This window comes from Janthinobacterium sp. 78, from assembly GCF_003096775.1.
Lineage (GTDB): Bacteria > Pseudomonadota > Gammaproteobacteria > Burkholderiales > Burkholderiaceae_D > Janthinobacterium > Janthinobacterium tructae.
In genome coordinates, this window is record NZ_QENT01000001.1 from 1,363,162 (window position 1) to 1,388,512 (window position 25,351).

At 58.3% G+C, this 25,351-nt stretch carries 15 protein-coding genes, 2 rRNA genes and 1 pseudogene; 13 read left to right on the forward strand and 5 right to left on the reverse strand.

Translation table 11 applies throughout. The annotated features are described in order from the left end of the window. The first annotated feature begins 132 nt into the window (after nt 1-132). Together C8C92_RS06070 and rrf are read left to right on the forward strand one after the other, a co-directional pair. Nucleotides 133-3,022 (forward strand): 23S ribosomal RNA (locus C8C92_RS06070). Nucleotides 3,023-3,159: 137 nt separating this feature from the next. Beyond that, nucleotides 3,160-3,272, forward strand: a 5S ribosomal RNA gene (rrf, locus tag C8C92_RS06075). A 211-nt stretch (nt 3,273-3,483) separates the two neighbouring features. Here the strand turns inward: rrf and uraH are convergent. Further along, nucleotides 3,484-3,837, reverse strand: a complete 354-nt coding sequence (uraH, locus tag C8C92_RS06080) for a hydroxyisourate hydrolase (RefSeq protein ID WP_035824942.1) — start codon at nt 3,835-3,837, stop codon at nt 3,484-3,486. 121 nt (nt 3,838-3,958) lie between these two features. Between uraH and puuE the strand changes: the two genes are divergently transcribed. From puuE to C8C92_RS06130, 10 genes are all read left to right on the forward strand, one after another. After that, nucleotides 3,959-4,912, forward strand: coding sequence for an allantoinase PuuE (puuE, locus tag C8C92_RS06085; RefSeq protein WP_116743268.1), 954 nt, complete (start codon nt 3,959-3,961; stop codon nt 4,910-4,912). Between the two features lie 99 nt (nt 4,913-5,011). Continuing rightward, nucleotides 5,012-6,478, forward strand: a complete 1,467-nt coding sequence (xdhA, locus tag C8C92_RS06090; protein WP_116743269.1) for a xanthine dehydrogenase small subunit — start codon at nt 5,012-5,014, stop codon at nt 6,476-6,478. 10 nt (nt 6,479-6,488) lie between these two features. After that, nucleotides 6,489-8,834, forward strand: a complete 2,346-nt coding sequence (gene xdhB / locus C8C92_RS06095) for a xanthine dehydrogenase molybdopterin binding subunit (RefSeq protein ID WP_116743270.1) — start codon at nt 6,489-6,491, stop codon at nt 8,832-8,834. A 9-nt stretch (nt 8,835-8,843) separates the two neighbouring features. Beyond that, nucleotides 8,844-9,923, forward strand: coding sequence for a xanthine dehydrogenase accessory protein XdhC (xdhC, locus tag C8C92_RS06100; RefSeq protein ID WP_116743271.1), 1,080 nt, complete (start codon nt 8,844-8,846; stop codon nt 9,921-9,923). Nucleotides 9,924-9,932: 9 nt separating this feature from the next. Then, a complete protein-coding gene (gene guaD, locus C8C92_RS06105; protein WP_116743272.1) occupies nt 9,933-11,249 on the forward strand; it encodes a guanine deaminase in 1,317 nt (438 codons plus the stop codon). Nucleotides 11,250-11,292: 43 nt separating this feature from the next. Further along, nucleotides 11,293-12,780, forward strand: coding sequence for an adenosine deaminase (locus C8C92_RS06110; protein WP_116743273.1), 1,488 nt, complete (start codon nt 11,293-11,295; stop codon nt 12,778-12,780). Between the two features lie 531 nt (nt 12,781-13,311). Further along, a complete protein-coding gene (locus C8C92_RS06115) occupies nt 13,312-15,678 on the forward strand; it encodes a TonB-dependent receptor (RefSeq protein WP_116743274.1) in 2,367 nt (788 codons plus the stop codon). 201 nt (nt 15,679-15,879) lie between these two features. After that, nucleotides 15,880-17,529, forward strand: a complete 1,650-nt coding sequence (locus C8C92_RS06120; protein WP_165829297.1) for a bifunctional metallophosphatase/5'-nucleotidase — start codon at nt 15,880-15,882, stop codon at nt 17,527-17,529. An 18-nt stretch (nt 17,530-17,547) separates the two neighbouring features. After that, complete coding sequence (locus tag C8C92_RS06125) at nt 17,548-18,777, forward strand: phospholipase D-like domain-containing protein (RefSeq protein ID WP_116743275.1); 1,230 nt, start codon at nt 17,548-17,550, stop codon at nt 18,775-18,777. A gap of 2 nt (nt 18,778-18,779) precedes the next feature. Continuing rightward, entirely contained in the window at nt 18,780-19,847 is a 1,068-nt protein-coding gene (locus tag C8C92_RS06130) for a S1/P1 nuclease (RefSeq protein ID WP_116743276.1), read from the forward strand. 35 nt (nt 19,848-19,882) lie between these two features. On the opposite strand, the gene C8C92_RS06135 is transcribed toward C8C92_RS06130, so the two are convergent. Next, a complete protein-coding gene (locus C8C92_RS06135) occupies nt 19,883-20,647 on the reverse strand; it encodes a DeoR/GlpR family DNA-binding transcription regulator (protein WP_116743277.1) in 765 nt (254 codons plus the stop codon). Between the two features lie 75 nt (nt 20,648-20,722). Here C8C92_RS06135 and C8C92_RS27705 point away from each other — a divergent pair. Then, nucleotides 20,723-21,307, forward strand: a pseudogene (locus C8C92_RS27705) (NUDIX domain-containing protein); the annotation flags it as partial. A gap of 420 nt (nt 21,308-21,727) precedes the next feature. Here the strand turns inward: C8C92_RS27705 and C8C92_RS06145 are convergent. The 3 genes from C8C92_RS06145 to C8C92_RS06155 are packed head-to-tail and all read right to left on the reverse strand — an operon-like array spanning nt 21,728 to nt 25,309. Beyond that, nucleotides 21,728-22,699, reverse strand: coding sequence for an ABC transporter permease (locus C8C92_RS06145; protein ID WP_096233948.1), 972 nt, complete (start codon nt 22,697-22,699; stop codon nt 21,728-21,730). 4 nt (nt 22,700-22,703) lie between these two features. Beyond that, entirely contained in the window at nt 22,704-23,783 is a 1,080-nt protein-coding gene (locus C8C92_RS06150; RefSeq protein ID WP_099760543.1) for an ABC transporter permease, read from the reverse strand. Continuing rightward, nucleotides 23,780-25,309: an ABC transporter ATP-binding protein gene (locus C8C92_RS06155; protein ID WP_116743279.1), complete on the reverse strand. Its 1,530-nt coding sequence runs from the start codon at nt 25,307-25,309 to the stop codon at nt 23,780-23,782. The genes C8C92_RS06150 and C8C92_RS06155 overlap by 4 nt, the downstream gene beginning before the upstream one ends. Nucleotides 25,310-25,351 lie beyond the last annotated feature (42 nt).

The window sequence follows — 25,351 nt, forward strand, 5'->3', positions numbered from 1 at the left end:
TTGATTGGTTTGCCGTAAAACGCAAATCGATGGGTAATGATTGTATGTATCAACAAACAAGCAACAACGTTGTACTTTCTTATCCCTGTAGCGCTCTTTCGTCATGCAAATGATGAGAGGCTAACGTTATAGGGACAAGCGAATAAGTGCACATGGTGGATGCCTTGGCGATTACAGGCGATGAAGGACGTAGTAGCTTGCGATAAGCTGCGGGGAGTGAGCAAACACACTTTGATCCGCAGATTTCCGAATGGGGCAACCCACCCTTTTAGGGTATTGCATACTGAATACATAGGTATGCAAGGCGAACGCGGCGAACTGAAACATCTAAGTAGCTGCAGGAAAAGAAATCAACCGAGATTCCCAAAGTAGCGGCGAGCGAAATGGGAAGAGCCTGTACGTGATAGTCGGACCGATAACAGAATCCTCTGGAAATAGGAGCCATAGTGGGTGATAGCCCCGTATGTGAAATTGGACCGGTGATACTAAGCGTACGACAAGTAGGGCGGGACACGTGACATCCTGTCTGAATATGGGGGGACCATCCTCCAAGGCTAAATACTCGTAATCGACCGATAGTGAACCAGTACCGTGAGGGAAAGGCGAAAAGAACCCCGGAAGGGGAGTGAAATAGATCCTGAAACCGTGTGCATACAAACAGTAGGAGCGGACTTGTTCCGTGACTGCGTACCTTTTGTATAATGGGTCAGCGACTTACATTCAGTGGCAAGGTTAACCGCATAGGGAAGCCGTAGAGAAATCGAGTCCGAATAGGGCGATCAGTCGCTGGGTGTAGACCCGAAACCAAGTGATCTACTCATGGCCAGGATGAAGGTGCGGTAACACGCCCTGGAGGTCCGAACCCACTAATGTTGAAAAATTAGGGGATGAGCTGTGGGTAGGGGTGAAAGGCTAAACAAACTTGGAAATAGCTGGTTCTCTCCGAAAACTATTTAGGTAGTGCCTCAAGTATCACCATCGGGGGTAGAGCACTGTTATGGCTAGGGGGTCATTGCGACTTACCAAACCATTGCAAACTCCGAATACCGATGAGTGCGAGCTTGGGAGACAGACGTCGGGTGCTAACGTCCGGCGTCAAGAGGGAAACAACCCAGACCGCCAGCTAAGGTCCCAAAGATTGGCTAAGTGGAAAACGAAGTGGGAAGGCTAAAACAGTCAGGATGTTGGCTTAGAAGCAGCCATCATTTAAAGAAAGCGTAATAGCTCACTGATCGAGTCGTCCTGCGCGGAAGATGTAACGGGGCTAAGCCAGTCACCGAAGCTGCGGATATTGTTCTGTGATTTATCACAGATATATATGGTAGGAGAGCGTTCTGTAAGCCTGCGAAGGTGTCTTGTAAAGGATGCTGGAGGTATCAGAAGTGCGAATGCTGACATGAGTAGCGATAATGGGGGTGAAAAGCCTCCACGCCGTAAGCCCAAGGTTTCCTGTTCAACGTTCATCGGAGCAGGGTGAGTCGGCCCCTAAGGCGAGGCAGAGATGCGTAGCTGATGGGAAGCAGGTTAATATTCCTGCACCGTCGTATGATGCGATGGGGGGACGGATCGCGGAAGGTTGTCCAACTGTTGGAATAGTTGGTTTTTGGCTCATAGAAGGCACTTAGGCAAATCCGGGTGCGGAATTCAAGGGGTTGAGACGAGTGCACTTGTGCATGAAGCAATCGGAAGTGGTTCCAAGAAAAGCCTCTAAGCTTCAGTCATACGAGACCGTACCGCAAACCGACACAGGTGGGCGAGATGAGTATTCTAAGGCGCTTGAGAGAACTCGGGAGAAGGAACTCGGCAAATTGGTACCGTAACTTCGGGAAAAGGTACGCCCCGGTAGCTTGATTGGTTTACTCCATGAGGGTGAAAGGGTTGCAATAAACTGGTGGCTGCGACTGTTTAATAAAAACACAGCACTCTGCAAACACGAAAGTGGACGTATAGGGTGTGACGCCTGCCCGGTGCTGGAAGATTAAATGATGGGGTGCAAGCTCTTGATTGAAGTCCCAGTAAACGGCGGCCGTAACTATAACGGTCCTAAGGTAGCGAAATTCCTTGTCGGGTAAGTTCCGACCTGCACGAATGGCGTAACGATGGCCACACTGTCTCCTCCCGAGACTCAGCGAAGTTGAAATGTTTGTGATGATGCAATCTACCCGCGGCTAGACGGAAAGACCCCATGAACCTTTACTGTAGCTTTGCATTGGACTTTGAACCAATCTGTGTAGGATAGGTGGGAGGCTTTGAAGCGGGGACGCTAGTTCTCGTGGAGCCAACCTTGAAATACCACCCTGGTTTGTTTGAGGTTCTAACCTTGGTCCGTTATCCGGATCGGGGACAGTGCATGGTAGGCAGTTTGACTGGGGCGGTCTCCTCCTAAAGTGTAACGGAGGAGTTCGAAGGTACGCTAGATACGGTCGGACATCGTGTTGATAGTGCAATGGCATAAGCGTGCTTAACTGCGAGACTGACAAGTCGAGCAGGTACGAAAGTAGGACATAGTGATCCGGTGGTTCTGTATGGAAGGGCCATCGCTCAACGGATAAAAGGTACTCTGGGGATAACAGGCTGATTCCTCCCAAGAGTTCATATCGACGGGGGAGTTTGGCACCTCGATGTCGGCTCATCACATCCTGGGGCTGTAGCCGGTCCCAAGGGTATGGCTGTTCGCCATTTAAAGTGGTACGTGAGCTGGGTTTAAAACGTCGTGAGACAGTTTGGTCCCTATCTGCCGTGGGCGTTGGAAATTTGAAGGGGGCTGCTCCTAGTACGAGAGGACCGGAGTGGACGTATCTCTGGTGTACCGGTTGTCACGCCAGTGGCATTGCCGGGTAGCTAAATACGGAAGAGATAACCGCTGAAAGCATCTAAGCGGGAAACTTGCCTTGAGATGAGATTTCCCAGAGCCTTGAGCTCTTTGAAGGGTCGTTCGAGACCAGGACGTTGATAGGCTGGGTGTGGAAGTGCAGTAATGCATTAAGCTAACCAGTACTAATTGCCCGTACGGCTTGTCCCTATAACCTTAGCAGGTACAGAGGATAAGACGGTACAACGTTGTGCGTTTGTTGATACTACTATTCATTACCCAATCTTTGCTTCTTCCAGATTCAGGCTTTGTCGCTCCACTGAGGACAAATGCCAGTACAAGTTATGCCTGATGACCATAGCAAGTTGGTCCCACCCCTTCCCATCCCGAACAGGACCGTGAAACAACTTTGCGCCGATGATAGTGCTGCAACCAGTGTGAAAGTAGGTTATCGTCAGGCTTGTTATACGCAGTAGAGAAAAACCCCGCCAGCAATGGTGGGGTTTTTTTTCGTCTGGTGGTTTTGTTTGGTGCTGGTGGTGGCTGTCGGCTTACGCGCGTTGCGCTAAGCCGACCTACGCCGACCTACGCCGACTTACGCCGACTTACGGTCAGAGCCGGTAGGTCGGATTAGCGTAGCGTAATCCGACAACATTGTTGGCGTCGTGGCATCAGCTACCACGATAAGTGGAATACGACCACGGCGACACCACCAGCGGCACATGGTAATTCTCATCCGTATGCGCAATGCCGAAGGCCAGGGTGACCAGGTCGATGAAGCGGGGCGAGGGTAGTTCCACGCCCTGGGCGGCGAAATAGTCGCCTGCGTTGAATACCAGTTCGTACTGGCCCGCTTTCATGCTGTCGCCTTCCAGCAAGGGTGTGCTGCAACGGCCGTCGCTGTTCGTCATATCCATCTTCAATAACACTTTGCCTTCCGGCGCGACGGAAAACAGGGCCACCTTGACGCCGGCTCCCGGTCTGCCGTGGGCGATATCGAGTACATGCGTGCTGAGTTTTCCCATTTGCTATCCTGTATATAGGGTGAGTGAATGTGCTTATCGTACAAATCATATACCGGCGACTGCGCCGGGCTATATGATTGGGCATATAGCCAACATTGTCCTCCTATAGGCGCGCCTCCGCATGAACAATTACGAACATTATCCACGCGACTTGATCGGCTATGGCCGCACGCCACCCCATCCGCAATGGCCGGGCAAGGCCCGCATCGCCCTGCAATTTGTCCTCAATTACGAGGAGGGGGCGGAAAACAACGTGCTGCATGGCGATGCCGCCTCGGAAACGTTTTTATCGGAAATGATCGGCGCGGCCGCATTCCCTGCGCGCCACCTGAGCATGGAGTCGATTTATGAATACGGTTCGCGCGCCGGACTATGGCGCTTGCTGCGCATGTTCGAGGAGCGGCACCTGCCGCTGACCGTGTTCGGCGTATCGATGGCCTTGAAACGCAATCCGGAGGCGGTGGCTGCCTTCCAGCAACTGGGGCATGAAATCGCCTGTCATGGCTTGCGCTGGATTTCCTACCAAAACATGGATGAGGCGACGGAACGTGAACACATGCGTGAAGCCGTGCAGATCATCCGCGAATTGACGGGTTCCGCCCCGCAAGGCTGGTATACGGGGCGCGATTCACCGAATACGCGCAAACTGGTGGTCGAGCATGGCGGTTTCCGCTACGACGCCGATTATTATGGTGATGACCTGCCATTCTGGGAAAAGGTGGCGTACACGGATGCCGCCGGTATGCCGGCCATGCAGCCGCAACTGATCGTGCCCTACACCCTGGACACGAACGACATGCGTTTTGCCGCCATGCAGGGTTTTAATTCGGGCACGCAGTTTTTCGATTATCTGAAGGATGCCTTCGATATCCTGTATGCGGAAGGCGATCCGAACGGTTTGAATCAGCCGAAGATGTTGTCCGTGGGCCTGCATTGCCGCCTGGTGGGACGTCCGGGACGGGCGGCGGCGCTGGCACGCTTCCTCGACTATGTGCAGGGCCATGAGCAGGTGTGGATCACGCGCCGCATCGATATCGCCGAGCACTGGCATGCGACGCATCCATTCCAGGAGTGAGTTCTATTGAGATGGGATGATAAGTAAAATCAGTCTTTGCATATAGTTGTCCCATATGCCGGTGTTAATCTCCTATACTGGGACTATACCGAGGCCAGCATGTCAGAACCGATCCGCTTTTATTATCGTGGTGCCGTACAGGAAGTACGCAACGCCGCCCCTACGCAGACTGTGTTGCAGCACCTGCGCGAGGATTTGCATTGCACGGGCACCAAGGAAGGCTGTGCCGAGGGCGATTGCGGCGCTTGCATGGTGGTCATCGGCAGCCTGGTGAATGGCCAGGTCGAGATGAAGGCCGTCAACGCCTGCATCCAGCTGACGCCCACGCTCGATGGCAAGGCCCTGTTTTCCGTGGAAGACTTGCAGCAGCCCGACGGCGCCCTGCACCCGGTGCAGCAGGCGATGGTCGAATGCCATGGTTCCCAGTGCGGTTTTTGCACACCAGGTTTCGTGATGTCGCTGTGGGGCATGTATCTGCAGAAAAACGGCGAGACGCCCACGCGCTGCGAAATCGATGACACCCTGTCTGGCAATCTGTGCCGCTGCACCGGCTACCGGCCCATCATCGATGCGGCCAGACGCATGGGCGAACTGCCGCGTGTCGCATTTGACCGCGATGCCCTGGCGCAGCAATTGCAGGGGCTGCAGCGCGACAGCCTGAGCACTTATGAACACGGCGACCAGCACTTCCACGCGCCACGCACCATCGATGAACTGGTGGCGCTGCGCGCGGCAAAGCCGCAAGCGTGCCTGCTGGCCGGCTCCACCGACGTGGGCCTGTGGGTGACCAAGCAATTGCGCGACCTGGGCGACATCATTTATCTCGGCAACGTCGCTGCGCTGAAAAGCATCGCCGTGGACGATGGCAAGCTGCACATCGGCGCTGGCGCCAGCCTGAACGATGCCTATGCGGCGCTGTGCCAGCACTATCCAGACGAGTTGTCGGAACTGTGGCAGCGCTTTGCTTCCTTGCCGATCCGCAATGCGGGTACCCTGGGCGGCAATGTCGCCAATGGTTCGCCCATCGGCGACTCGATGCCGTGGCTGATTGCGCTGGGCAGCGAGATCGTGCTGCGCGGACTTGCCGGCCAGCGCAGCATGCCGCTGGAAAATTTTTACCTGGGTTATCAAAAGAAAGATCTGCAACCCGGCGAATTCGTCGAAGCCGTGCGCGTGCCCTTGCCGCGTGCCAATGTGCATTTCCGCACGTATAAACTGGCGAAACGCTTTGACCAGGATATCTCGGCCGTGTGCGCCGCGTTTGCCTTCCAGCTCGACGGTGAGCGCATCATCGATGCGCGCATCGCCTTTGGCGGCATGGCGGCCACGCCGCAACGCGCCGCGCAAACGGAAGCATTTCTGCGCGGACAAGCCTGGACGGAAGACAACCTTCTCATTGCCATGCGCTTGCTGGCCGACGATTACGCGCCGCTCTCGGACATGCGCGCCTCGAATACCTATCGCATGACGACGGCGCAAAACCTGCTGCGCCGCTTCTGGCTGGAAACACGCCCCGGTGCGCCGCTGTTGCGCACTGCCGTCAACGCCTATGCTTGCCGCGCCTGAAAGGATCAGCATGAACCATCCTGCCACGCCCGAACTGCAAGCGGCCGCCTGGGCCGCCGTGGGCAAGCCTAGCCCCCATGAATCGGCACAATTGCATGTGCTGGGACAAGCGACGTACACGGACGATATCGCCGAACTGCAAGGTACCTTGCACGCGGCACTGGGCCTGGCGCAAAAGCCGCATGCGCGCATCACGGCCATGGACTTGTCGGCCGTGCGCGGCTCGCAGGGGGTCGTCGCTGTCTACACGGCGCAGGACATTCCCGGCACCAATGATTGCGGTCCCATCATCCATGACGATCCCATCCTGGCTGCGGAGCTGGTGCAATACGTGGGCCAGCCTATCTTCATCGTGGTGGCCGATACACACGACCATGCGCGCCGCGCCGCCCGCCTGGCGCAAGTGTCGTACGAGGAATTGCCTGCGATCATGACGCCGCAAGCGGCCAAGGCGGCACAGTCGTATGTGCTGCCGCCGATGCAACTGACGCGCGGCAACTACCAGGCCGCGTTCGAGGCGGCGCCGCATGTGGTCAAGGGCCAGCTGTACGTGGGCGGGCAGGAACAGTTTTACCTGGAAGGACAGATTTCCTACGCCATCCCGAAGGAAGCGCAGGGCATGCTGGTGCTGTGTTCGACCCAGCACCCGAGCGAGATGCAGCACGTGGTGGCGCATGCGCTGGGCGTGCATTCGCACAACATTACGGTTGAATGCCGGCGCATGGGCGGCGGTTTCGGCGGCAAGGAGTCGCAGTCGGCCCTGTGGGCGGCGGCCGCATCGATTGCGGCGGCCAAACTCAAGCGTCCCGTCAAATTGCGCGCCGACCGCGACGACGACATGCTGGTGACGGGCAAGCGCCACTGTTTTTACTATGAATACGAAGTGGGCTACGACGACGAAGGAAAAATCCTTGCCGCCAGGGTCGACATGACCACGCGCGCCGGTTACTCGGCGGACTTGTCCGGCCCCGTCGCCACGCGCGCCGTCTGCCACTTTGACAACACATATTACCTGTCCGACGTGGATATCCGCGCCGCCTGCGGCAAGACGAATACGCAGTCGAACACGGCTTTCCGGGGTTTCGGCGGGCCGCAGGGCGCCATCGCCATCGAGTACGTGATCGATGAAATCGCCCGCCATTTGCAACGCGATGCGCTCGATATCCGCCTGCTCAATTTCTATGGCCGCAACGATGCCGAGGGGCGCAATGTCACGCCGTACGGGCAGACCATCGTCGACAACGTGATCCATGAACTGGTTGCCGAACTCGAAGAGAGCAGCGATTACCGCGCGCGCCGCTGCGCCATCGACGCCTACAACGAGGCCAGCCCGATCCTGAAGAAGGGCCTGGCATTCACGCCCCTGAAATTCGGCATCGCCTTCAACGTCACGCATCTGAACCAGGCCGGTGCGCTGGTCCACGTGTACGTGGATGGCTCCGTGCTGGTCAACCATGGTGGCACGGAAATGGGGCAGGGCATCAATACCAAGGTCATGCAGGTGGTGGCGCACGAGCTGGGCCTGGACCTGGACAGAGTGCGGGCCACGGCCACCGACACCAGCAAGGTGGCAAACACGTCGGCCACGGCGGCATCCACCGGCGCCGACCTGAACGGCAAGGCGGCGCAGGATGCGGCGCGCCAGATCCGCGAACGCCTGGCCGATTACGCTGTCAAACTGTATGGCGGCGACGTTGCTGCTGTGCGCTTCTTCGATAACCACGTCCACGTGAACGGCCATGTCGTGGCGTTTGCCGAGCTCGTGCAGAAGGCGTATCTGGCGCGCGTACAACTGTGGTCGGACGGTTTTTATGCCACACCGGGCCTGTCGTGGGATGCGAAGACGATGACGGGCCATCCGTTTTCCTACTATGCGTATGGCGCGGCCGTGGCTGAAGTGGTGGTCGATACCCTGACGGGCGAATGGAAACTGTTGCGCGCGGACGCCTTGTACGACGCGGGCCAATCATTGAATCCTGCGATTGATCTGGGTCAGGTGGAAGGGGCATTTATTCAGGGCATGGGTTGGCTGACAACGGAGCAGCTGTGGTGGAATGCGGCGGGCAAGCTGATGACGCACGCGCCATCGACATACAAGATTCCTGGCATTTCAGATTGCCCGGAAGATTTTCGCGTCAAGCTGTTCCGGAACCGCAACGTGGAAGATAGCATCCACCGTTCCAAAGCCGTGGGCGAGCCGCCGCTGCTGTTGCCGTTTTCCGTGTTCTTTGCCATCCGCGATGCCATTTCCAGCGTGGGCCATCACGCCGTGCAACCACCGCTCAATGCCCCCGCCACCAGCGAGGAAATCCTCAAGGCGGTCATGGCCGTGCAAGCGGTTTGCGCCAGCGCCTAGGAGCAGAAGATGAGCGACTGGCTGACAGCAATCGACGATGACACGCAGGCGTCCGTGCTGGTGACGGTGGCCCTGGTGGAAGGTTCCGGACCGCGCGAAGCGGGCGCGAAGATGCGCGTCACCCTCGATGGTCAAATGGACACCATCGGCGGCGGCCACCTGGAATTGCGCGCCGTGGAAATCGCCAAGAGCATGCTGGCCACGGGCGACACGCATGCGCGGATCGAGCGTTTTGCGCTCGGCCCCAGCCTCGGGCAATGCTGCGGCGGCGTCGTCCACCTGGCTTTTGAATATGTCGATGCTGGCCTGCAAGCATTGCTGGCCGCCTTGCGCGAGCGCCGCCAGCACGATAGTTGGCGTCTGGCGGCACTCGATGGTGAGAGCGCGTCGGCCCTGTTCGATGCGGCCGGTAGCTTGATCGCCGGCATGCCGGGCCAGGCGCCCGACACGTTTTCACGTGAACGCGCAACCCATGTCGCGCAGGGGAGTGAAGGGCGGCGCTGGCTGGTCGACCCGTGCCTGGCGCCGCGCGCCCATTTGACGCTGTTTGGCGCCGGTCACGTGGGCGCCGCCATCGTGCGTGCGCTGGCCCACTTGCCCTGCACTATCACCTGGGTCGATGAACGCGAAGACATGTTTCCCGCAACGTTGCCAGCGGGGCTGCCAAGTAATGTGCGCATTGCCGCCACCGACACGCCCGAGGAATTTGTCGCCATGGCGCCTCCCGGTGGCAGCTTTCTCGTCATGACGCACAGCCATGCGCTCGATCAACGCTTGACGCAAGCCATCATGGAGCGCGAGGATGCGGGCTGGTTCGGCTTGATCGGTTCGCACACGAAACGCAAGCAGTTCGAGCACCGCCTGCAAGCGCGCGGCGTGCCGGACGAGCGCATTGCCGCCATGGTGTGCCCGATCGGCATGCCCGGTATCCGCAACAAGGCGCCAGCCGTGATCGCCGCCTCCGTTGCCTGTCAATTACTCATGGTGTGGGAGGAAGCCGCCAGCGCGGCCGCTGCCGCACCACTGCGGCTGGCCTCTGCCAGTGCGCCACCGCGCCGCCAACCACGCGCCGCCACTCACCCGTTATAGAAAGAAGTCATGCCGATTGTTCCTGCCACATTGCAAGCTTACCGTGCCAGCTTGCTGCACTTCCACGCCGATCCCGCTTTCACCGAAGAGGCGCACGCCTGGCATGCGGATGGCTTGCTGATCGTGGCCGAAGGCAAGATCGTGGCGGCCGGAGATTACGCGCAGCTGCAGGCGACTTTGCCACCCGGCACCGAGATCGTCGATTATCGCGGCAAGCTGATCGTGCCTGGCTTCATCGATACGCATCTGCACTTCCCGCAGACGGAAATGATCGCCTCGCCCGCACCGGGCTTGCTGCCGTGGCTGGAAACGTACACCTTCCCCACCGAGCGCGCATTTGAAGACCCTGTGCATGCGCGCAATGTCGCCGAGTTTTTCCTCGATGAACTGCTGCGCTGCGGCACCACGACCGCCATGGTGTATGGCAGCGTGCATCCGCAATCGGTCGATGCCTTCTTTGGCGCCAGCGAGGCGCGCGGCTTGCGCATGGTGGCGGGCAAGGTCATGATGGACCGCAATTGCCCCGAGTTCCTGCGCGACACGGCCGAGTCCGGCGCGCGCGAAAGCGAGGAGCTGATCCGGCGCTGGCACAAGCATGGCCGCTCGCTGTATGCGATCACGCCCCGTTTCGTGCCGACATCGACCAATGAACAGATGCATCTGGCGGGCGAACTGGCGCGCGCGTATCCGGATACGTATCTGCAGACGCACGTGTCGGAAAACGAGGATGAGTGCCGCTGGGTGCGCGAACTGCGTCCGCAGGCGCGCAGCTACCTCGATGTGTATGACCAGTACGGCATGCTGCGCCCGCGCGCCATGTTCGGCCATTGCATCTGGCTCGATGAGCGCGACCGCGCGCGCATGGCGGAAACGTCCTCGGCGGCCGCCATTTGTCCCACCTCCAACTTGTTCCTCGGCAGCGGCCTGTTCGATTTCGAGCGAGCCGATGCGGCGAAAGTGCTGTTGTCGCTGGCCACCGATGTGGGCGGCGGCACCTCGTTCTCGATGTTGCAAACCATGAACGAAGCCTATAAAGTAGCACGCTTAAAAGGCAGCTATCTGCCCGCCTTGCGCATGTTTTACCTGGCGACCCTGGGTGCTGCACGGGCCATGCAACTGGAAGGTACCCTTGGCAATTTCACGGCAGGCACGGAAGCGGACTTCATCGTGCTCGACAAGCAATCGACGCCGCTGCTGGCGCGTCGCACGGCTGGCTGTCAAAGCCTGGAGGAATTGCTGTTTGCCTTTGCGCTGCTGGGCGATGACCGCGCCGTGGCCGCCACCTATTCAGGCGGGCAATGCGTGCATGTGCGGGGGCAGGGCTGACCTACCCGTTATTCAACACGAATTATCCTGAGCGAGAACGCGAATGCACAAGAAACTCACTGGCCTGGCGCTTGGCGCCGCGCTGGCATTGACCGGAACGGCGCAAGCCGCCCCGTCTTCCAATGAAGCGGCCACCGCGCGCCATTTTGCCGCCCTGGTGTCGGGTGCGCAGCCAAAGACAGCCGAGTTGAGCCTGTTCTTTTCCATGATGCCCAAGGGCGGTGATTTGCATCACCATTACTCGGGCGCGATTTACGCCGAGCAATTCCTCGATTGGGTCGACAAGGAAAACTATTGCGTCAACAAGACGACGTATCGCATCGAAAGCAACAAGGACGTCGTGGCGGCCGAACGCGCCAAGCCGCCCGCGCAGCGTGGCTGCCTGTCGTCCACGGAAGTGTTTGCCGATGCTGGCCTGTATGCGCAATTGCTGCAGCGCTGGTCCACCAAGGATTTCTACAACCATGGCGCCATCCAGACTCCACCGGACCGTACCTTTTTTGATACGTTTGGCTACTTCGGTCCCGTCGCATCGAGCAACACGGCCGACGGCCTGAAAACGCTGAAGCAGCGCGCCATCGCGGAAAACCTCAGCTACATCGAGACGATTTTCGAGCTGTCGCCGTTCGTGCAGAATGGGCAGTTCGACCAGCAAGTGCTAACGCCGGGCTTGCCGCCGGCAGCCCTGCAAGCCGTGCTGGCCAACTGGACAGGCAGCCTGGAGCAGGATGCCAGCTTCCAGAAAAGCATCACCGCCTACAACGACAACGTGAACGCCAGCAGCGCCGGCATCGACGATGCGAACTTCACCATGCGTTACCAGGCGTATGTGCTGCGTTTCCTGTCGCCATCGCAAGTTTTTTCCTCGATGGTGGCCGCGTTCAAGGCAGCCAGCCTGAATCCGCTGCTGGTGGGCGTGAATATCGTGGGCCAGGAAAGCGTGAACGTGTCCATGCGCGACTACAGCCTGCACATGGAAATGTTCAAGTTCCTCAAGGCAAAATATCCGAACGTCAAGATCGCCCTGCACGCCGGTGAGCTGGCGCTGGGCATGGTGCCGCCGGAAGGCATGGCGTTCCATATCGCCGAAGCCGTCGATGTGGCCGGCGCAGACCGTATCGGCCATGGCATGGATATCGCCTATGAGCACAACGCGCTGGCCACCATGCAGAAGATGCGTGAACGCAATATTCCTGTGGAAGTGAACCTGACCAGCAACGATTACATTCTCGGCATCAAGGGCCAGGCCCATCCGATCACCCTGTACCGCAAATATGGCGTGCCCTTCGTCATCTCCACCGATGACGCGGGCGTGTCGCGCAATACCCTGTCGAATGAGTACGTGCTGTTTGCCAGCCAGTACAAGACCGACTATGCGGAAATCAAAAAGCTGTCATATAACAGCCTGCGTTATTCATTTTTGGCGCAAGCCGACAAACAGCGTTTGCTGAAAGCGCTCGATGCCCGTTTCAGCCGTTTTGAAGCCTTGATCGCAAATAGTGATCGCAAAGCGACTGTTGTAAAGCCGTAAAAGTATTTCACCTCCCCTGCCTGCCACGCGACCGCAACTAGCGGTCGCGTAAGCTCCTGATCTTCATAGTTACAAAACCCTCCATTTATCGTTTTTGTTGTGCCTTTACGACAAAAAATGACGCGCTGGTAGTGCTTTCTTGCAATTATTTTCTGAAACAATTTCCAAGTCTTGCCGCTCATCTATAATTTCGCCCCGATGAGGTGAGCTTGCTCGGTTGATACAAAAAATGCGGCTTCCAGCGGTGATTTATACTTTTAATATATAAATCATTAAAAAAAAACGTATTTGTCAGCCTACAGACCTTAATGCATAGTTGGACGGCGAAGAGTTGAATAAGTCATTTTTGCTATCGCTTTTGTGACAATTCAGGATGTCTAGCGGCGCCTGTCACATTGCGGTCATATCCGTGTAACGGATTTGAAATATTCAATCTTTATACTGCCGTGTCTAGTTGGATAGTTTCCGTGTTTCACCACAATATAAGCAAGTCAAAATCTTGTAAGTTACAACACACTCTAGGGGGTTCAAATGCAGTTCATTCAACAACCAAAATTGCGACTAAGTATGATCGCAGTGGCATGCCAATTGGCTTGCTTCGGCATCTCTACTGCGCATGCGCAAACCGCTGACGAAGCCACAAAAGTGGTCATTACCGCTAAAAAAACCGGTATGGGCCTGATGGTGACGGAAGATGCGCCAAAAGCACGCAGCACGATTACGGCAGAAGAACTGGAAAAGCAGCGTCCAACGGGCAATGCGTTTGAAGCGTTGGAGATGTTGCCATCGGTCAATAGCTATAACTATGACTCTACAGGCCTGTTCGGTGGTGGTTTGACATTACGCGGATTCAACAGCGACCAGATCGGCGCCACGATTAATGGCGTGCCGGTGAATGACTCCGGTAGTTTTTCGGTCTACCCGCAAGAATACGTTGACCAGGAAAATACCTGCTCCGAGTTTGTCACACAGGGTTCGACCGATGTCGACTCCCCACAAGTGGGTGCCACTGGTGGTAATTTCGGTATCAATACCTGCAATCCGGAAGACAAGCAGCGAGTGCGCGTCATGCAAACCCTAGGTCAGCTTAACCTGAGCAAAACCTTTTTGCGCGTTGATAGCGGTCTGTTGTCGGACAAACGATCTAAATTCTTCCTGTCGGCTTCGCATGCGCAAGCCGATAAATGGAAGGGCAAGGGTGGCGCCAAGCGAGACCATATCGATGCTGGTTTTAACTATGACTGGGATCGCTTTAATTACATCCACGCCACCTTGCTGTACAACGAGGCTGTGAACAATAATATCAACAGCATCAGCCTGTCCGATATTAACAAGAACGGTTACTACTATGATTTCTCGACTAAATTCCCCGGTCACCTGACGCCAGTTAAGGGTACTGTTCAGGACGAGTCGAAAATTGCCCCTTCACCTCAGTACTACAAGTTGGCAACCAATCCGTTTAAAAATGCCGTACTGTCAGCTACGGCAAAGTTCCGCCTGGGTGAAAATACCGACCTGAAAATTTTGCCTTATTTCTGGTATGGCTATGGTAGCGGAGGAGTACAACAACGTGCGATGACGGAATCGAAAGGTTTTCTGGACTCCAAGTCAGGCAAGCTGACAGGCGCGGTTGACTTGAACGGTGACGGCGACACGCTCGACACCGTCATCATGGCCAACAGTAGTTTTACACGCACCACGCGTCCTGGCGTCACGTCGTCCCTGACGCACACCATCGGTGATCACCAGATTCTTGGTGGTTTCTGGTGGGAACGTGCAGACCATGGTCAAACTGGCCCTATGGTTCCAGTAAATAATGATGGTAGCCCTGTTGACTACTATCTGCAAAAAGATCAAGTTACACGTGCTGATGGCTCGACCTTCCAATCGCGAAACTGGAAGACGATCTCTACTGCCTATCAATTTTTCCTGCAAGATACCATCAATTTGATGGATGATCGCCTGATTCTGAATGTGGGCGTGCGTACACCATTCGTTGATCGTGATTTCACGAACTATGCCAATGAAGGGACGAATTCCGGTGTTACATATAATATCAAGCGCAAATACAAGGATATATTGCCGCAGTTGGGCGCACGTTTCCGCGTAACTGCCGACGATCAGTTGTATGCAAGTATTGCCAAGAACATGAAAGCGCCTCCTAACTTTGTGTTCGCAACAACCGGTTCAAACGTGACTTTTGTCAACGGTGTGGCGACCTTGACTAGTGATGTAAAAGCGGAAACGTCGTGGAATATTGATATTGGTTACCGCCACCAAGACAAGAATTTCATTGGTACCTTTAATGTATATTCAGTCGATTTCCGTGATCGCCAAGCAACTGCTTACGACCCGCTTACGGCTGTCAGCACCTTGACGAACGTTGGTAACGTGAAAAACCGCGGTTTCGAAGTAGAGCTGGGCAACACGCCTATCAACGGTTGGGCGTTCTACGGTTCGTTTGGCTATGCAAAAAGCGAAATAAAGAATGACTTGCGTGCCAGCGCCACTTCAACCCTGCCAACCAAGGGCAACGAGTATCCTCTGACACCTAAGCTGAAAGCTGGCTTGAGCGCCGAGTATCAACTAGGTGCCTTCTATGCCCGCGTGAAAGCCAAGGCTACCGGTAAGCAACAAGCTACTTTGAACAATGATGAAACCGTACCTGGTTACACCGTCATGGGCTTCGATGCAGGTTATACCTTCGCCAACATGGGCTGGTTGAAGCGTCCGAAAATCACGTTGAACATCAGCAATCTGACCGACAAGCAGTATCGTAATCCTTCGTCGCAAAACGTGACCAATGCGACTGCAGTGAATGGTACATCCGCCAAAACCGTGTATTACTATTTGGGTGCACCACGTTTCTCATCGGTGACGTTCTCGGGCGATTTCTGATAGAAATGGCTTGGTCTGCAGCAACATCAACAGTGGTGCTGTGGACGCCCTGAGCAGTATTACTTAACAGGCCTTCGGGCCTGTTTTTACTTGTTAGTATTGTCATGTCTTCAAGCACTTATCTGCATGGCAGCATTCCTGAAAGCGGCACGTATGAGAACTTTTTCTAACCGCCCTTTAACCTCTATGCTGGTGCTATGTATGTCCGGAATTATTTCCGGATGTACCATCGTTGCACCCACCCCTATCGCCATCAACCTGGTCGCCCTGAACGACTTCCACGGCAATCTCGATCGCAGCAAATTTACCTACACGAGTGTTGCCGATGCCGAGCGCAAGACGGTGCAGGCTGGCGGCATCGATACCTTGTCCGGCGCATTGAAGGCCTGGCGGCGCGAAGATGCGCAGCTGATTTTTGTCGGCAATGGCGACCTGGTCGGCGCCAGCCCCGCCATGTCGGCGCTGTGGGCCGATGAACCGAGTATCGTCGCCATGAACATGCTGGGCATGAAGGCCAGTTCCGTCGGCAACCATGAATTTGACCAGGGCAAGGCGGAATTGCTGCGCCAGCAGCGCGGCGGTTGCGACTCTTCGCGCGCCGACAAGGCGTGCAAGTTCACGCCCGACTTCAATGGTGCCAACTACACCTATATGGCGGCCAATGTGATCGACACGCAAACGGGCAAGTCCCTGCTGCCCGCCTACCGCATCGAAGAGGCGCATGGCGTCAAGGTGGGCCTGATCGGCGCCGTGCTGAAAGATACGCCATCCGTGGTGACGGCCGCCGGCATTGCCGGCCTGCAGTTTGGCGATGAAGCTGACGCCATCAACGCCACCTTGCCGCAGTTGCGCGCGCAAGGCGTGGGTGTGTTCGTCGTGCTGCTGCACCAGGGCGGCGAGACGAAGGAAGCCGTCGACCAGCCCGATTGCAGCCACCTGAAGGGCGAAGTGGTCGACGTGGTGAAACGCCTCGACCCGGCCATTCAACTGGTCATCAGCGGCCATTCGCACCAGGGTTATCTGTGCCGTGTCGATGGCCGCCTCGTGACGCAGGCACAGATGGGCGGGCACATGCTGACGCGCATCAAGCTCAAGGTCGATCCCGTCAAGAATGCAGTGATCGATGCCAGCGCGCACAACGTCGTCATGTTGCCAGGCGTGTATGAGCCGGACCCGGCCGTGGCTGCCTACCTGGAATCGGTCAAGCAGCGCAGTGCGGCCGAATTGTCGCGTCCCGTGGCCGCCATCGCCGTGCCGAACGTGGGCCGCAGTACCAAGGGCAGTGGCGCTTCCGCGCTGGGCGACCTGGTGGCTGACAGCACCCTGTTCGGCGCGCGCGCTGCTGGTGCGCAAATCGGCCTGATGAACAATGGCGGCATCCGCAAGGATCTGGAAGCGGGCGCCGACCTGATGACGAACGTGGGCCAGAACCAGGCCGTGGTACCGTTCGGCAATACCCTGATCGTCGTGAGTCTTTCTGGCGCGCAAATTCGTACCTTGCTTGAGCAGCAGTGGCCGGGTGCCGAAGCTGAGGAGAATAATCTGCTGCAGATATCGGACGGCTTCAGCTACCGCTGGGACAGCACGCGGCCGCAGGGCCAGCGTGTGCTGCCGGGCAGCATCATGCTCAATGGCATTGCTCTTGAAGACAATCAACAATACCGTATCGCCGCCAACAGTTTCCTCGCTGGCGGCGGCGACCGCTTTACCGTGCTGGCGGCCGGCACGCGCCGTCTCGACACGGGCGTGCGCGACATCGACGCCTTCAGCGACTACCTGATCGCCCGCGCGCGCGCCGGCAAGCCGGCCGGCAGCGCCACGGCGGCGGGCCGCATCGTGCGCGTCAAATAATTATTTCAAGGAAGAAGCATGCGTCATTTATCTGTTTCCCTGCTCGTCACTACCCTGTTTGCGGGCACGGCCCACGCCGATTTCACCATTCCCGGCTTTGAGCTGGTGCACACTTCGCCCGTGGAAACGAGCTTGACCAATCCCGACCTGCGCGAGCCCGTCGCCGTGTGGAGCGAACTGTTCGATTCGGCAAAAAAAGAGATCGTCATCGCCCAGTTCTATGCCGTCAGCAAACCGGGCACGGCTTTTGAAAAGGTGCTGGCCAGCCTGACGGCCGCCGGCCAGCGCGGCGTGAAGATCCGCTTCCTGCTGGACCAGAAGGGCGTGGGCCTGTCGGAAGCGGCGACCATCGCCCGGATCAAGGCGATTCCGCACCTGGACTTGCGCCTCATCGATTTCAATAAAATCACGGGCAATGGCATCGTGCACGCGAAATACCTGGCCGTCGATGCTGAGGTCGCGTACATCGGCAGCCAGAATTTTGACTGGCGCTCGTTCGAGCACATCCATGAGACGGGCTTGAGAATCACGGAGCCCGCCATGGTCAGCCAGGTGCAAGCCATCTTCGAACAGGATTGGCAAGCGCAGGCATTGACGTCGCAAGGCAGCCGCGCCACGGTGCTCAACAGCAAGGTGGTGCCCGCCAATTACGCGCAAAACGCGTTCCTGCTGGCCAGCCCGAATGCGTATAACCCGGCCGGCGTGGGCGACTCGGAAACGGGCTTGCCCGCCTTGCTGGCGGAAGCGAAAAGCGAAGTGCGCATCCAGCTGCTCGACTACGCGCCGCTGTCCTACGGTCCGAACCGCACGCGGCCGTACTACGCCGTGATCGACAACGCCGTGCGTGCGGCCGCCCAGCGTGGCGTGAAAATCAAGCTGATGGTGTCCGCCTGGAACACGGAAGCGCCGGCCATCGCCTACCTGAAGAGTTTGGCCCTGGTGCCGAACGTGGAAATCCGCATCGTGACGATTCCTGCCGCCTCGACGGGGTTCATTCCCTTCGCGCGCGTGATTCACAGCAAGACCATGAGCATCGATGGCAAGCTGGCCTGGGTCGGCACGAGTAACTGGGCGGGCGGCTATTTCGACTTGTCGCGCAACCTGGAAGTGGTATTGCGCAACGATGCCATGGCGCAGCGCATCGCCGCCTTGCATGAGCAGACGTGGAGCTCGGCGTATGCGCAGCCGATCGACATCAACAGGCAGTATCCGAAACCGGCCAAGGCCACGCCGCAAGCAAAGGAGTAAGCGTGAAAAAATTGATAACCGTGCTGGCGCTGGGCGCCGCTTTTGCCTCTGGCAACGTGCTGGCCTGGGGCAACGATGGCCACCGCGCCGTAGGCGCCATCGCCGATCAATTGCTCAAAGGTAGCGCCGCACAGGAGCAAGTGGCCAAGTTGCTGTTGCCTGGCGAAAGCCTGGAAAAGATCGCCAATTGGCCCGATTGCGTGAAGGGCACGTATTGCGGCCCGCAATCGCCGGAAATGCTGACGTATGTCGCGGCAAACCCCAAGCATGGCGAATACCACTACACGAATGTGCCATTCCAGAATGCGCACTACCACGACCATGGCGTGGGCACGGCCGACGACGATATCGTGCAAACCTTGAAACAGGCGATCCTGGTGCTGCAGGGCAAGGCTGATGCGGCCAGCAATCCGCACGGCTTCAGCCAGCGCGAAGCACTGATTCTGATTACGCATCTGGTAGGCGATATCCACCAGCCTTTGCATGTGGGCAATGCGTTTCTCGGCAAGGATGGCCAGTTTTTCGTGCCCGCCACGCAGGCGGAGATTGACGACGTCGCCATTTTCAATGCGCGCGGTGGCAACGACTTGCTGCTCGACGATGCGAAGATGACGGCGCTGTCCGACGCCGTGATTCCCGCGCCGCTGCCGGCGGAAGAGGGGACAACAAAAGCTCCCGCCTATCCGAAGTCGGCCACCAAGCCCCTGCATTCGTATTGGGATACGACCGTGGTCGATTACGCCATGCGCCGCCTGAGCACGCGCACGCCGCAGCAGTTTGCGCGTACCGTGATCGCCAGCGCACCGGTGGTGAGCGCCAATAACGGCGACCCAGTCACCTGGCCGTATCAGTGGGCAGATGCCGCGCTGGCGGCGTCCAAGATTGCGTTTACGGACGTGGTGGCCGGCCCCGCCACGCAGCAGACCAGCCGCAAGGGTGAGGTCTACAACGTCTGGAGCTTGACGGTGCCGGACAATTATCCTGTGCCCAGCTCGGCGCTGGCGAAGCAGCAACTGATCGAGGGCGGCTATCACCTGGCCGCCGTGCTGCAGGCGATCTGGCCGCAGTAAGATGTTATTTGAAAGCGGCCTGCGGGCCGCTTTTTTCATGCCAGGGTGATGTTGATTCCCATCTCGCGGTAGGGTGCGACCAGGGCGTCGTCCACATCGCGGTGCACGATGATGTCGTTGACCAGGCTCAAGGGAGCGATTTGGAACGGCGAGGCCGTATTGAACTTTTCCGGCGAGGCCAGCACGACGGTGCGGTTTGACGCATCGCTCAGCGCGCGTTTCACGCACGCTTCTTCGTAATCACCCGTGGTGATGCCCGCTTGCGGATGCAGGCTGGACACGCCCATGAAATACAGGTCGGCGCGAATGCGGCCGATGGCTTCCACGGTGGCCGCGCCGACACCCACGATCGAGTGCTTGTACAGGCGCCCGCCCAGCATCAGCACCTCGATCGATGGGTGATGCACCAGCTCGACGGCAATCGACGGACTGTGCGTGACAATGGTGGCGCGCAAGTCGCGCGGCAGCTGGCGCGCCAGTTGCACGGCGGTCGTGCCGCCATCGAGAAACACCACTTGCCCCGTTTGTATCATGGCGCCCGCCGCGCGGCCGATGGCCGGCTTGGCTTCGGGCGAGATCTGTTCGCGACCCGCAAACGGCACCAGCGCGGGCGAGCGCGGCAGCAAGGGCAGGGCACCGCCATGCACGCGCTCCAATAATCCCTCTTTTGCCAGCTCGCGCAAGTCGCGCCGTATCGTGTCTTCCGATAAGCCCAGGGCGTCGCTGACAGCCTTGGCGACCAGCTGGCCTTCGCGCTGGAGCAAGTCCAGCAGGTATTGTTTGCGTTGATGTGTCAGCATGGTTTTTCTTGTATTTTCTTGATATTGCACGAGTTTGCATGATAAAGTCGATCCATGCAAGCACAAGGAGACACTATGCGCGAAGAAAACAGCAAGCAGGAACGGGTCCGCATCCAGCAGGTGCAGACCCTGTCGCACGACTGGTATCTATTGCAAAAGACCACGTTCGATTACCTGCGCCAGGATGGCGAATGGCAGACGCAGACGCGGGAAACCTATGACCGCGGCGATGGCGCCACCATCCTGCTCTACAACAAAATCCAACGGACGGTGATCCTGATCCGCCAGTTCCGCTTTCCCACGTATCGCGAGGGCCACGATGGTTTCCTCATCGAAGCAGCGGCCGGCTTGCTGGAAGAGGCCAGTGCGGAACAGCGCATCCGCGCCGAGGTGGAAGAGGAAACCGGTTACCGGGTGGGGCAGGTGCACAAGGTCTTCGAAGCCTTCATGAGTCCCGGCTCCGTGACGGAGCGCCTGCATTTCTTTGTCGCCGAGTACGATCCCGCCAGCCGTATCGGCGACGGCGGCGGCCTGGCGCATGAGGGCGAAGATATCGAAGTGCTGGAACTGCCCCTGGCGCAAGCGCTGCAGATGGTGGCCGATGGCCGCATCTGCGATGGCAAAACCATCATGCTGCTGCAGCATGCGCAGCTGCACTTGATGCCGCGCAAACTTGGCATGCAGATACTGGTTGCCGGTCCCTACCGCTCCGGTACGGGCGACGATCCCGCACTGATGGCGGCGAATGTGGCGGCCATGCAAGCCGTCTGCCTGCCCTTGTACGCGGCCGGCCACATGCCCGTGCTCGGTGAATGGCTGGCCCTGCCCATGCTGGCGCTGGCTGGTTCCGCCCGGGTGGGTGACGCCGTGTACGAGGAACTATTTCACGTGCATGCGACGCGTTTATTGAGCCACTGCGATGCCGTGCTGAGGATAGGCGGTGCTTCTGGTGGGGCCGACCAGATGGTGGAGGTGGCGCGGGGCCTAGGTTTACCCGTATTTTTCTCGCTGGACGAGATTGCCCAGGCGTAAAAAAAGCGAAGCCCGGGGGCTTCGCTTTTGTCTTGCGCTCGTTGAAATTTAACGCGATTTGACGAACGGGATACCGATCGCTTTCGGCGCGATGGATTTCGCCATCAAGCCCGCCAGCACGATCACGGTGACCACGTACGGTACCATCTGGATCAGCGAGCCGGGGATGCGGCCCACGACGGGCAAGTCCACGCCTTCAATCTGGATCTGGATGGCGGCGAAGAAGCCGAACATCAGACAGCCAAGGAAAGTGTAGATGGGGCGCCAGTTGCCGAACACCATGGCCGTCAGGGCCAGGTAGCCGGCGCCGGCCGACATGTCGCGCAGGAAGAAGCCGCTTTGCACGATGGCCAGATAGGCGCCCGAGAACGAGCACAGGATGCCGGCCACCAGCATGGCCAGGTAGCGCGTCGCTTCCACGCTCACGCCGGCCGAGTCGGCCGCATGCGGGTTTTCGCCGCAGGCGCGCAGGCGCAGGCCGAAGCGCGTGTGGTACAGCAGCCAGTGCACGAGCGGGATCAGCAGGAACGCCACATACACGAGGATGGAATGGCCGCCGATCAGGTGGGCATACACCCAGCCGATGAACGGGATGTGCTCCACGTATTGCGTGCCCGGCAAGACGACGTCGAACAGCCGTGCCGAACCGAGGTCGGGTGTGCGACCGCCTTGCTGGAAGAAAAATTGCGCCAGAACAAAGGTCAGTCCGCTCATGGCGATGTTGATCGCCATGCCGGCCACCAGCTGATTACCCTTTTGCGTGATGCTGACATACGCTTGCAGCAGGGCCAGGGCGACGCACACGAGCATGCCGGCAGCCATGCCGTAATACGGGTTTTGCGTCGTGTAGGCCACGGCGGCGGAAGCGAAGGCGCTGGCCAGGATCTTGCCTTCCAGGCCGATGTCGATCATGCCGCTGCGTTCGGCGAACAGGCCGGCCATGGCGGCAAAGATCAGGACGGGCGCATTGCGCACGGTCGATACCAGGATGCTGGCGAAATGAAAGTCGTCGAGTGTCATGGTGTTAGCCTTTGGTGCGCTTGAGCAGGGCGGAAATGGCCGGTGCGTAGAAGTTTTCCATGGCGCCGCAGAACAGGATGATCAAGCCCTGGATGAAAATGAAGGTTTCCGTCGGAATATTCGGTTTTTCCAGCGACAAATCAAAACCGCCCTGTATCAGCGCGCCGAACAGCACGGCCGAGAGGAAGATGCCGACCGGATGCTGGCGGCCCATCAGGGCGATGGCGATGCCGATGAAGCCGGCGCCGCCCACAAAATTGAGCGACAGATAATGCGTCGAGCCCATGATGGAATTGACGGAACCGAGGCCAGCCAGCGCGCCGGAAATGAGCATGACGATGATGATCATCTTGCTGATCGACACGCCTGCATAGTGGGCCGCGTGCTTGTTCAGGCCCGTGGCGCGCAGCTTGAAGCCCCACGAGGAGCGCCAGACCATCACGCCATAGATGACCAGCGCGGCGATCGCCAGGATAAAGCTGATGTTCAGCGGCGTGTCGCCCAAGGATGGGAACCAGGTGGAGAGGCGCGGCATTTCGCCGCTTTCCGCAAACACGCGGCTGGCCGTGTTTTGCTCGCCCGGCGGAATCAGATATTTCACGATAATGAAATTCATCAGGCTGGCGGCGATGAAGTTGAACATGATGGTGGTGACCACAATGTGGCTGCCGCGTTTGGCTTGCAGATAGCCGGGCAAGAAGCCCCATAGCGCGCCGAACAGGGCCGCACCGAGCATGGCGGCCGGAATCAACAGCCAGGCGGGCAGGGTCTGGTCGAAGGCCAGCATGGCCACCGTCAAGCCCAGGCCGCCGATATACATCTGGCCTTCGGAACCGATATTGAACAGGCCGGCCTGCATCGCCACGGAGACCGACAGGCCCGTGAAAATGAAGGTGCTGGCGTAGAACAGCGTGTAGCTCAAGCCTTCCGGATTGAGGAGGGCGCTATTGACGAGGATACCCAGCGATTCGGCCGGATCTTCGCCCAGCATATAAATGACCAGGGCCGCGACCAGCAAGGCCGACAGCAGGTTTAACATGGGCATGACAAAGGCTGTCGCCCAGCGTGGCAAGTCGTTATTCATGATTTATGCATTCCCCCCATCAACAGACCGATGCGGGTGGTATCGAATTCTTCAATTTTCAGTTCGCCGGTGATGCGTCCGCCGCACATGACCAGAATGCGGTCGGCCAGCGCCCGTACTTCTTCCAGTTCGACGGACACCAGCAGGATCGCCACGCCCGCGTCGCGCAGGGCCAGCAATTGCGTATGGATGCTTTCGATGGTGCCGATGTCGACGCCGCGCGTGGGTTGCCCCACCAGCATCAGTTTCGGCTTGGCCAGCACTTCGCGCGCGATCACCACCTTTTGCTGGTTACCGCCTGACAACAAACCGATGCGCAGGTCCGGGTTGGCCGGACGCACGTCGAAGGTCTTCAGCAGTTCCGCGCAGCGCGCGCCGATGGCCTTGAAGTTGAACAGGCCCCAGCGGTTTTTCAGGTGATCCTGGTAACCGAGGATGGTGTTTTGCATGACGGAGAAATTTTTCACCACGCCATCGCGCAAGCGGTCTTCCGGAATGTGGGCAATGCCCAGTTCGCGGAAGGCCAGCGGCAAGCCGTCGGCGTCAGTGCGCTTGGCAAACGGCAAGTCCTTGTCGAGGAAGCGCAGCTTGCCGGACGTCGGCAAGCGCATGCCCGACAAAATTTCCAGCAGTTCGCTCTGGCCATTGCCGGAAACGCCCGCGATGGCGACGATTTCGCCGGCGCGCAAGTTGAAACCGATGTCGGCCAGCAGCTTGACCTGTTGCGCGTCGGCCAGTTGCAGACCGTCCACTTCCAGTACCGTGGCGCCCGGATTGTAGGGGGCACGGGGCAGATGGCTCTGGATGGGGCGGCCCACCATCATATTGGCCAGTTCCTCTTTCGACGTGCCGGCGGTCGCCACGGCGCCCACCACCGTGCCGCCGCGCATGACGGTGACATTGTCGGTGATTTCCAGGATCTCTTGCAGCTTGTGCGTGATCAGGATGATGGTCTTGCCTTGCTCCTTGAACAGGCGCAGGATTTCAAACAGCGACGCCGTTTCCTGGGCCGTCAGCACGGCCGTCGGCTCGTCGAGGATCAGGATGTTGGCGCTGCGGTAAATCTGCTTGAGGATTTCCACGCGCTGCTGCGCGCCGACGGCGAGGTCTTCGATCTTCGCCAGCGGGTCGACGTCGAGGCGGTAGCGCGCGCAAATCTCGCGCAGCTTGGCTTCCGCTTCGGCACGGTGGCTGGCCAGGCGAAAACCGCCTTCCGTGCCCAGCATGATATTGTCGAGGACGGTGAAGTTCTCGACCAGCATGAAATGCTGGTGCACCATGCCGATGCCGAGATTGATCGCTTCCTGGCTGTTGCGGATAGGCTGTACTTTCCCGTCGAGCAAGATTTCTCCGCCGTCGGCACGGTAATACCCGTACAGGATACTCATCAAGGTCGATTTGCCGGCGCCGTTTTCCCCCACCAGGCCATGGATACTGCCCTTGGCGATGGAGAAGCTGACGTCGGCGTTCGCCTTCACATGTCCAAACTGCTTGGAAATGCTGCGAAATTCTACTGCTGGCTGCATAGGTTCATAACTGGATAGTTTCATGGAAACGCGCCGCGCGGA

Coding starts and splice junctions, on each gene's coding strand:
- puuE (WP_116743268.1), top strand. CDS start 3,959: ATGAACAATTACGAACATTATCCACGCGACTTGATCGGCTATGGCCGC.
- C8C92_RS06120 (WP_165829297.1), top strand. CDS start 15,880: ATGTCCGGAATTATTTCCGGATGTACCATCGTTGCACCCACCCCTATC.
- C8C92_RS06135 (WP_116743277.1), bottom strand. CDS start 20,647: ATGCTGACACATCAACGCAAACAATACCTGCTGGACTTGCTCCAGCGC.
- C8C92_RS06125 (WP_116743275.1), top strand. CDS start 17,548: ATGCGTCATTTATCTGTTTCCCTGCTCGTCACTACCCTGTTTGCGGGC.
- C8C92_RS06115 (WP_116743274.1), top strand. CDS start 13,312: ATGCAGTTCATTCAACAACCAAAATTGCGACTAAGTATGATCGCAGTG.
- C8C92_RS06150 (WP_099760543.1), bottom strand. CDS start 23,783: ATGAATAACGACTTGCCACGCTGGGCGACAGCCTTTGTCATGCCCATG.
- C8C92_RS06110 (WP_116743273.1), top strand. CDS start 11,293: ATGCACAAGAAACTCACTGGCCTGGCGCTTGGCGCCGCGCTGGCATTG.
- guaD (WP_116743272.1), top strand. CDS start 9,933: ATGCCGATTGTTCCTGCCACATTGCAAGCTTACCGTGCCAGCTTGCTG.
- C8C92_RS06155 (WP_116743279.1), bottom strand. CDS start 25,309: ATGCAGCCAGCAGTAGAATTTCGCAGCATTTCCAAGCAGTTTGGACAT.
- C8C92_RS06145 (WP_096233948.1), bottom strand. CDS start 22,699: ATGACACTCGACGACTTTCATTTCGCCAGCATCCTGGTATCGACCGTG.
- uraH (WP_035824942.1), bottom strand. CDS start 3,837: ATGGGAAAACTCAGCACGCATGTACTCGATATCGCCCACGGCAGACCG.
- xdhA (WP_116743269.1), top strand. CDS start 5,012: ATGTCAGAACCGATCCGCTTTTATTATCGTGGTGCCGTACAGGAAGTA.
- xdhC (WP_116743271.1), top strand. CDS start 8,844: ATGAGCGACTGGCTGACAGCAATCGACGATGACACGCAGGCGTCCGTG.
- xdhB (WP_116743270.1), top strand. CDS start 6,489: ATGAACCATCCTGCCACGCCCGAACTGCAAGCGGCCGCCTGGGCCGCC.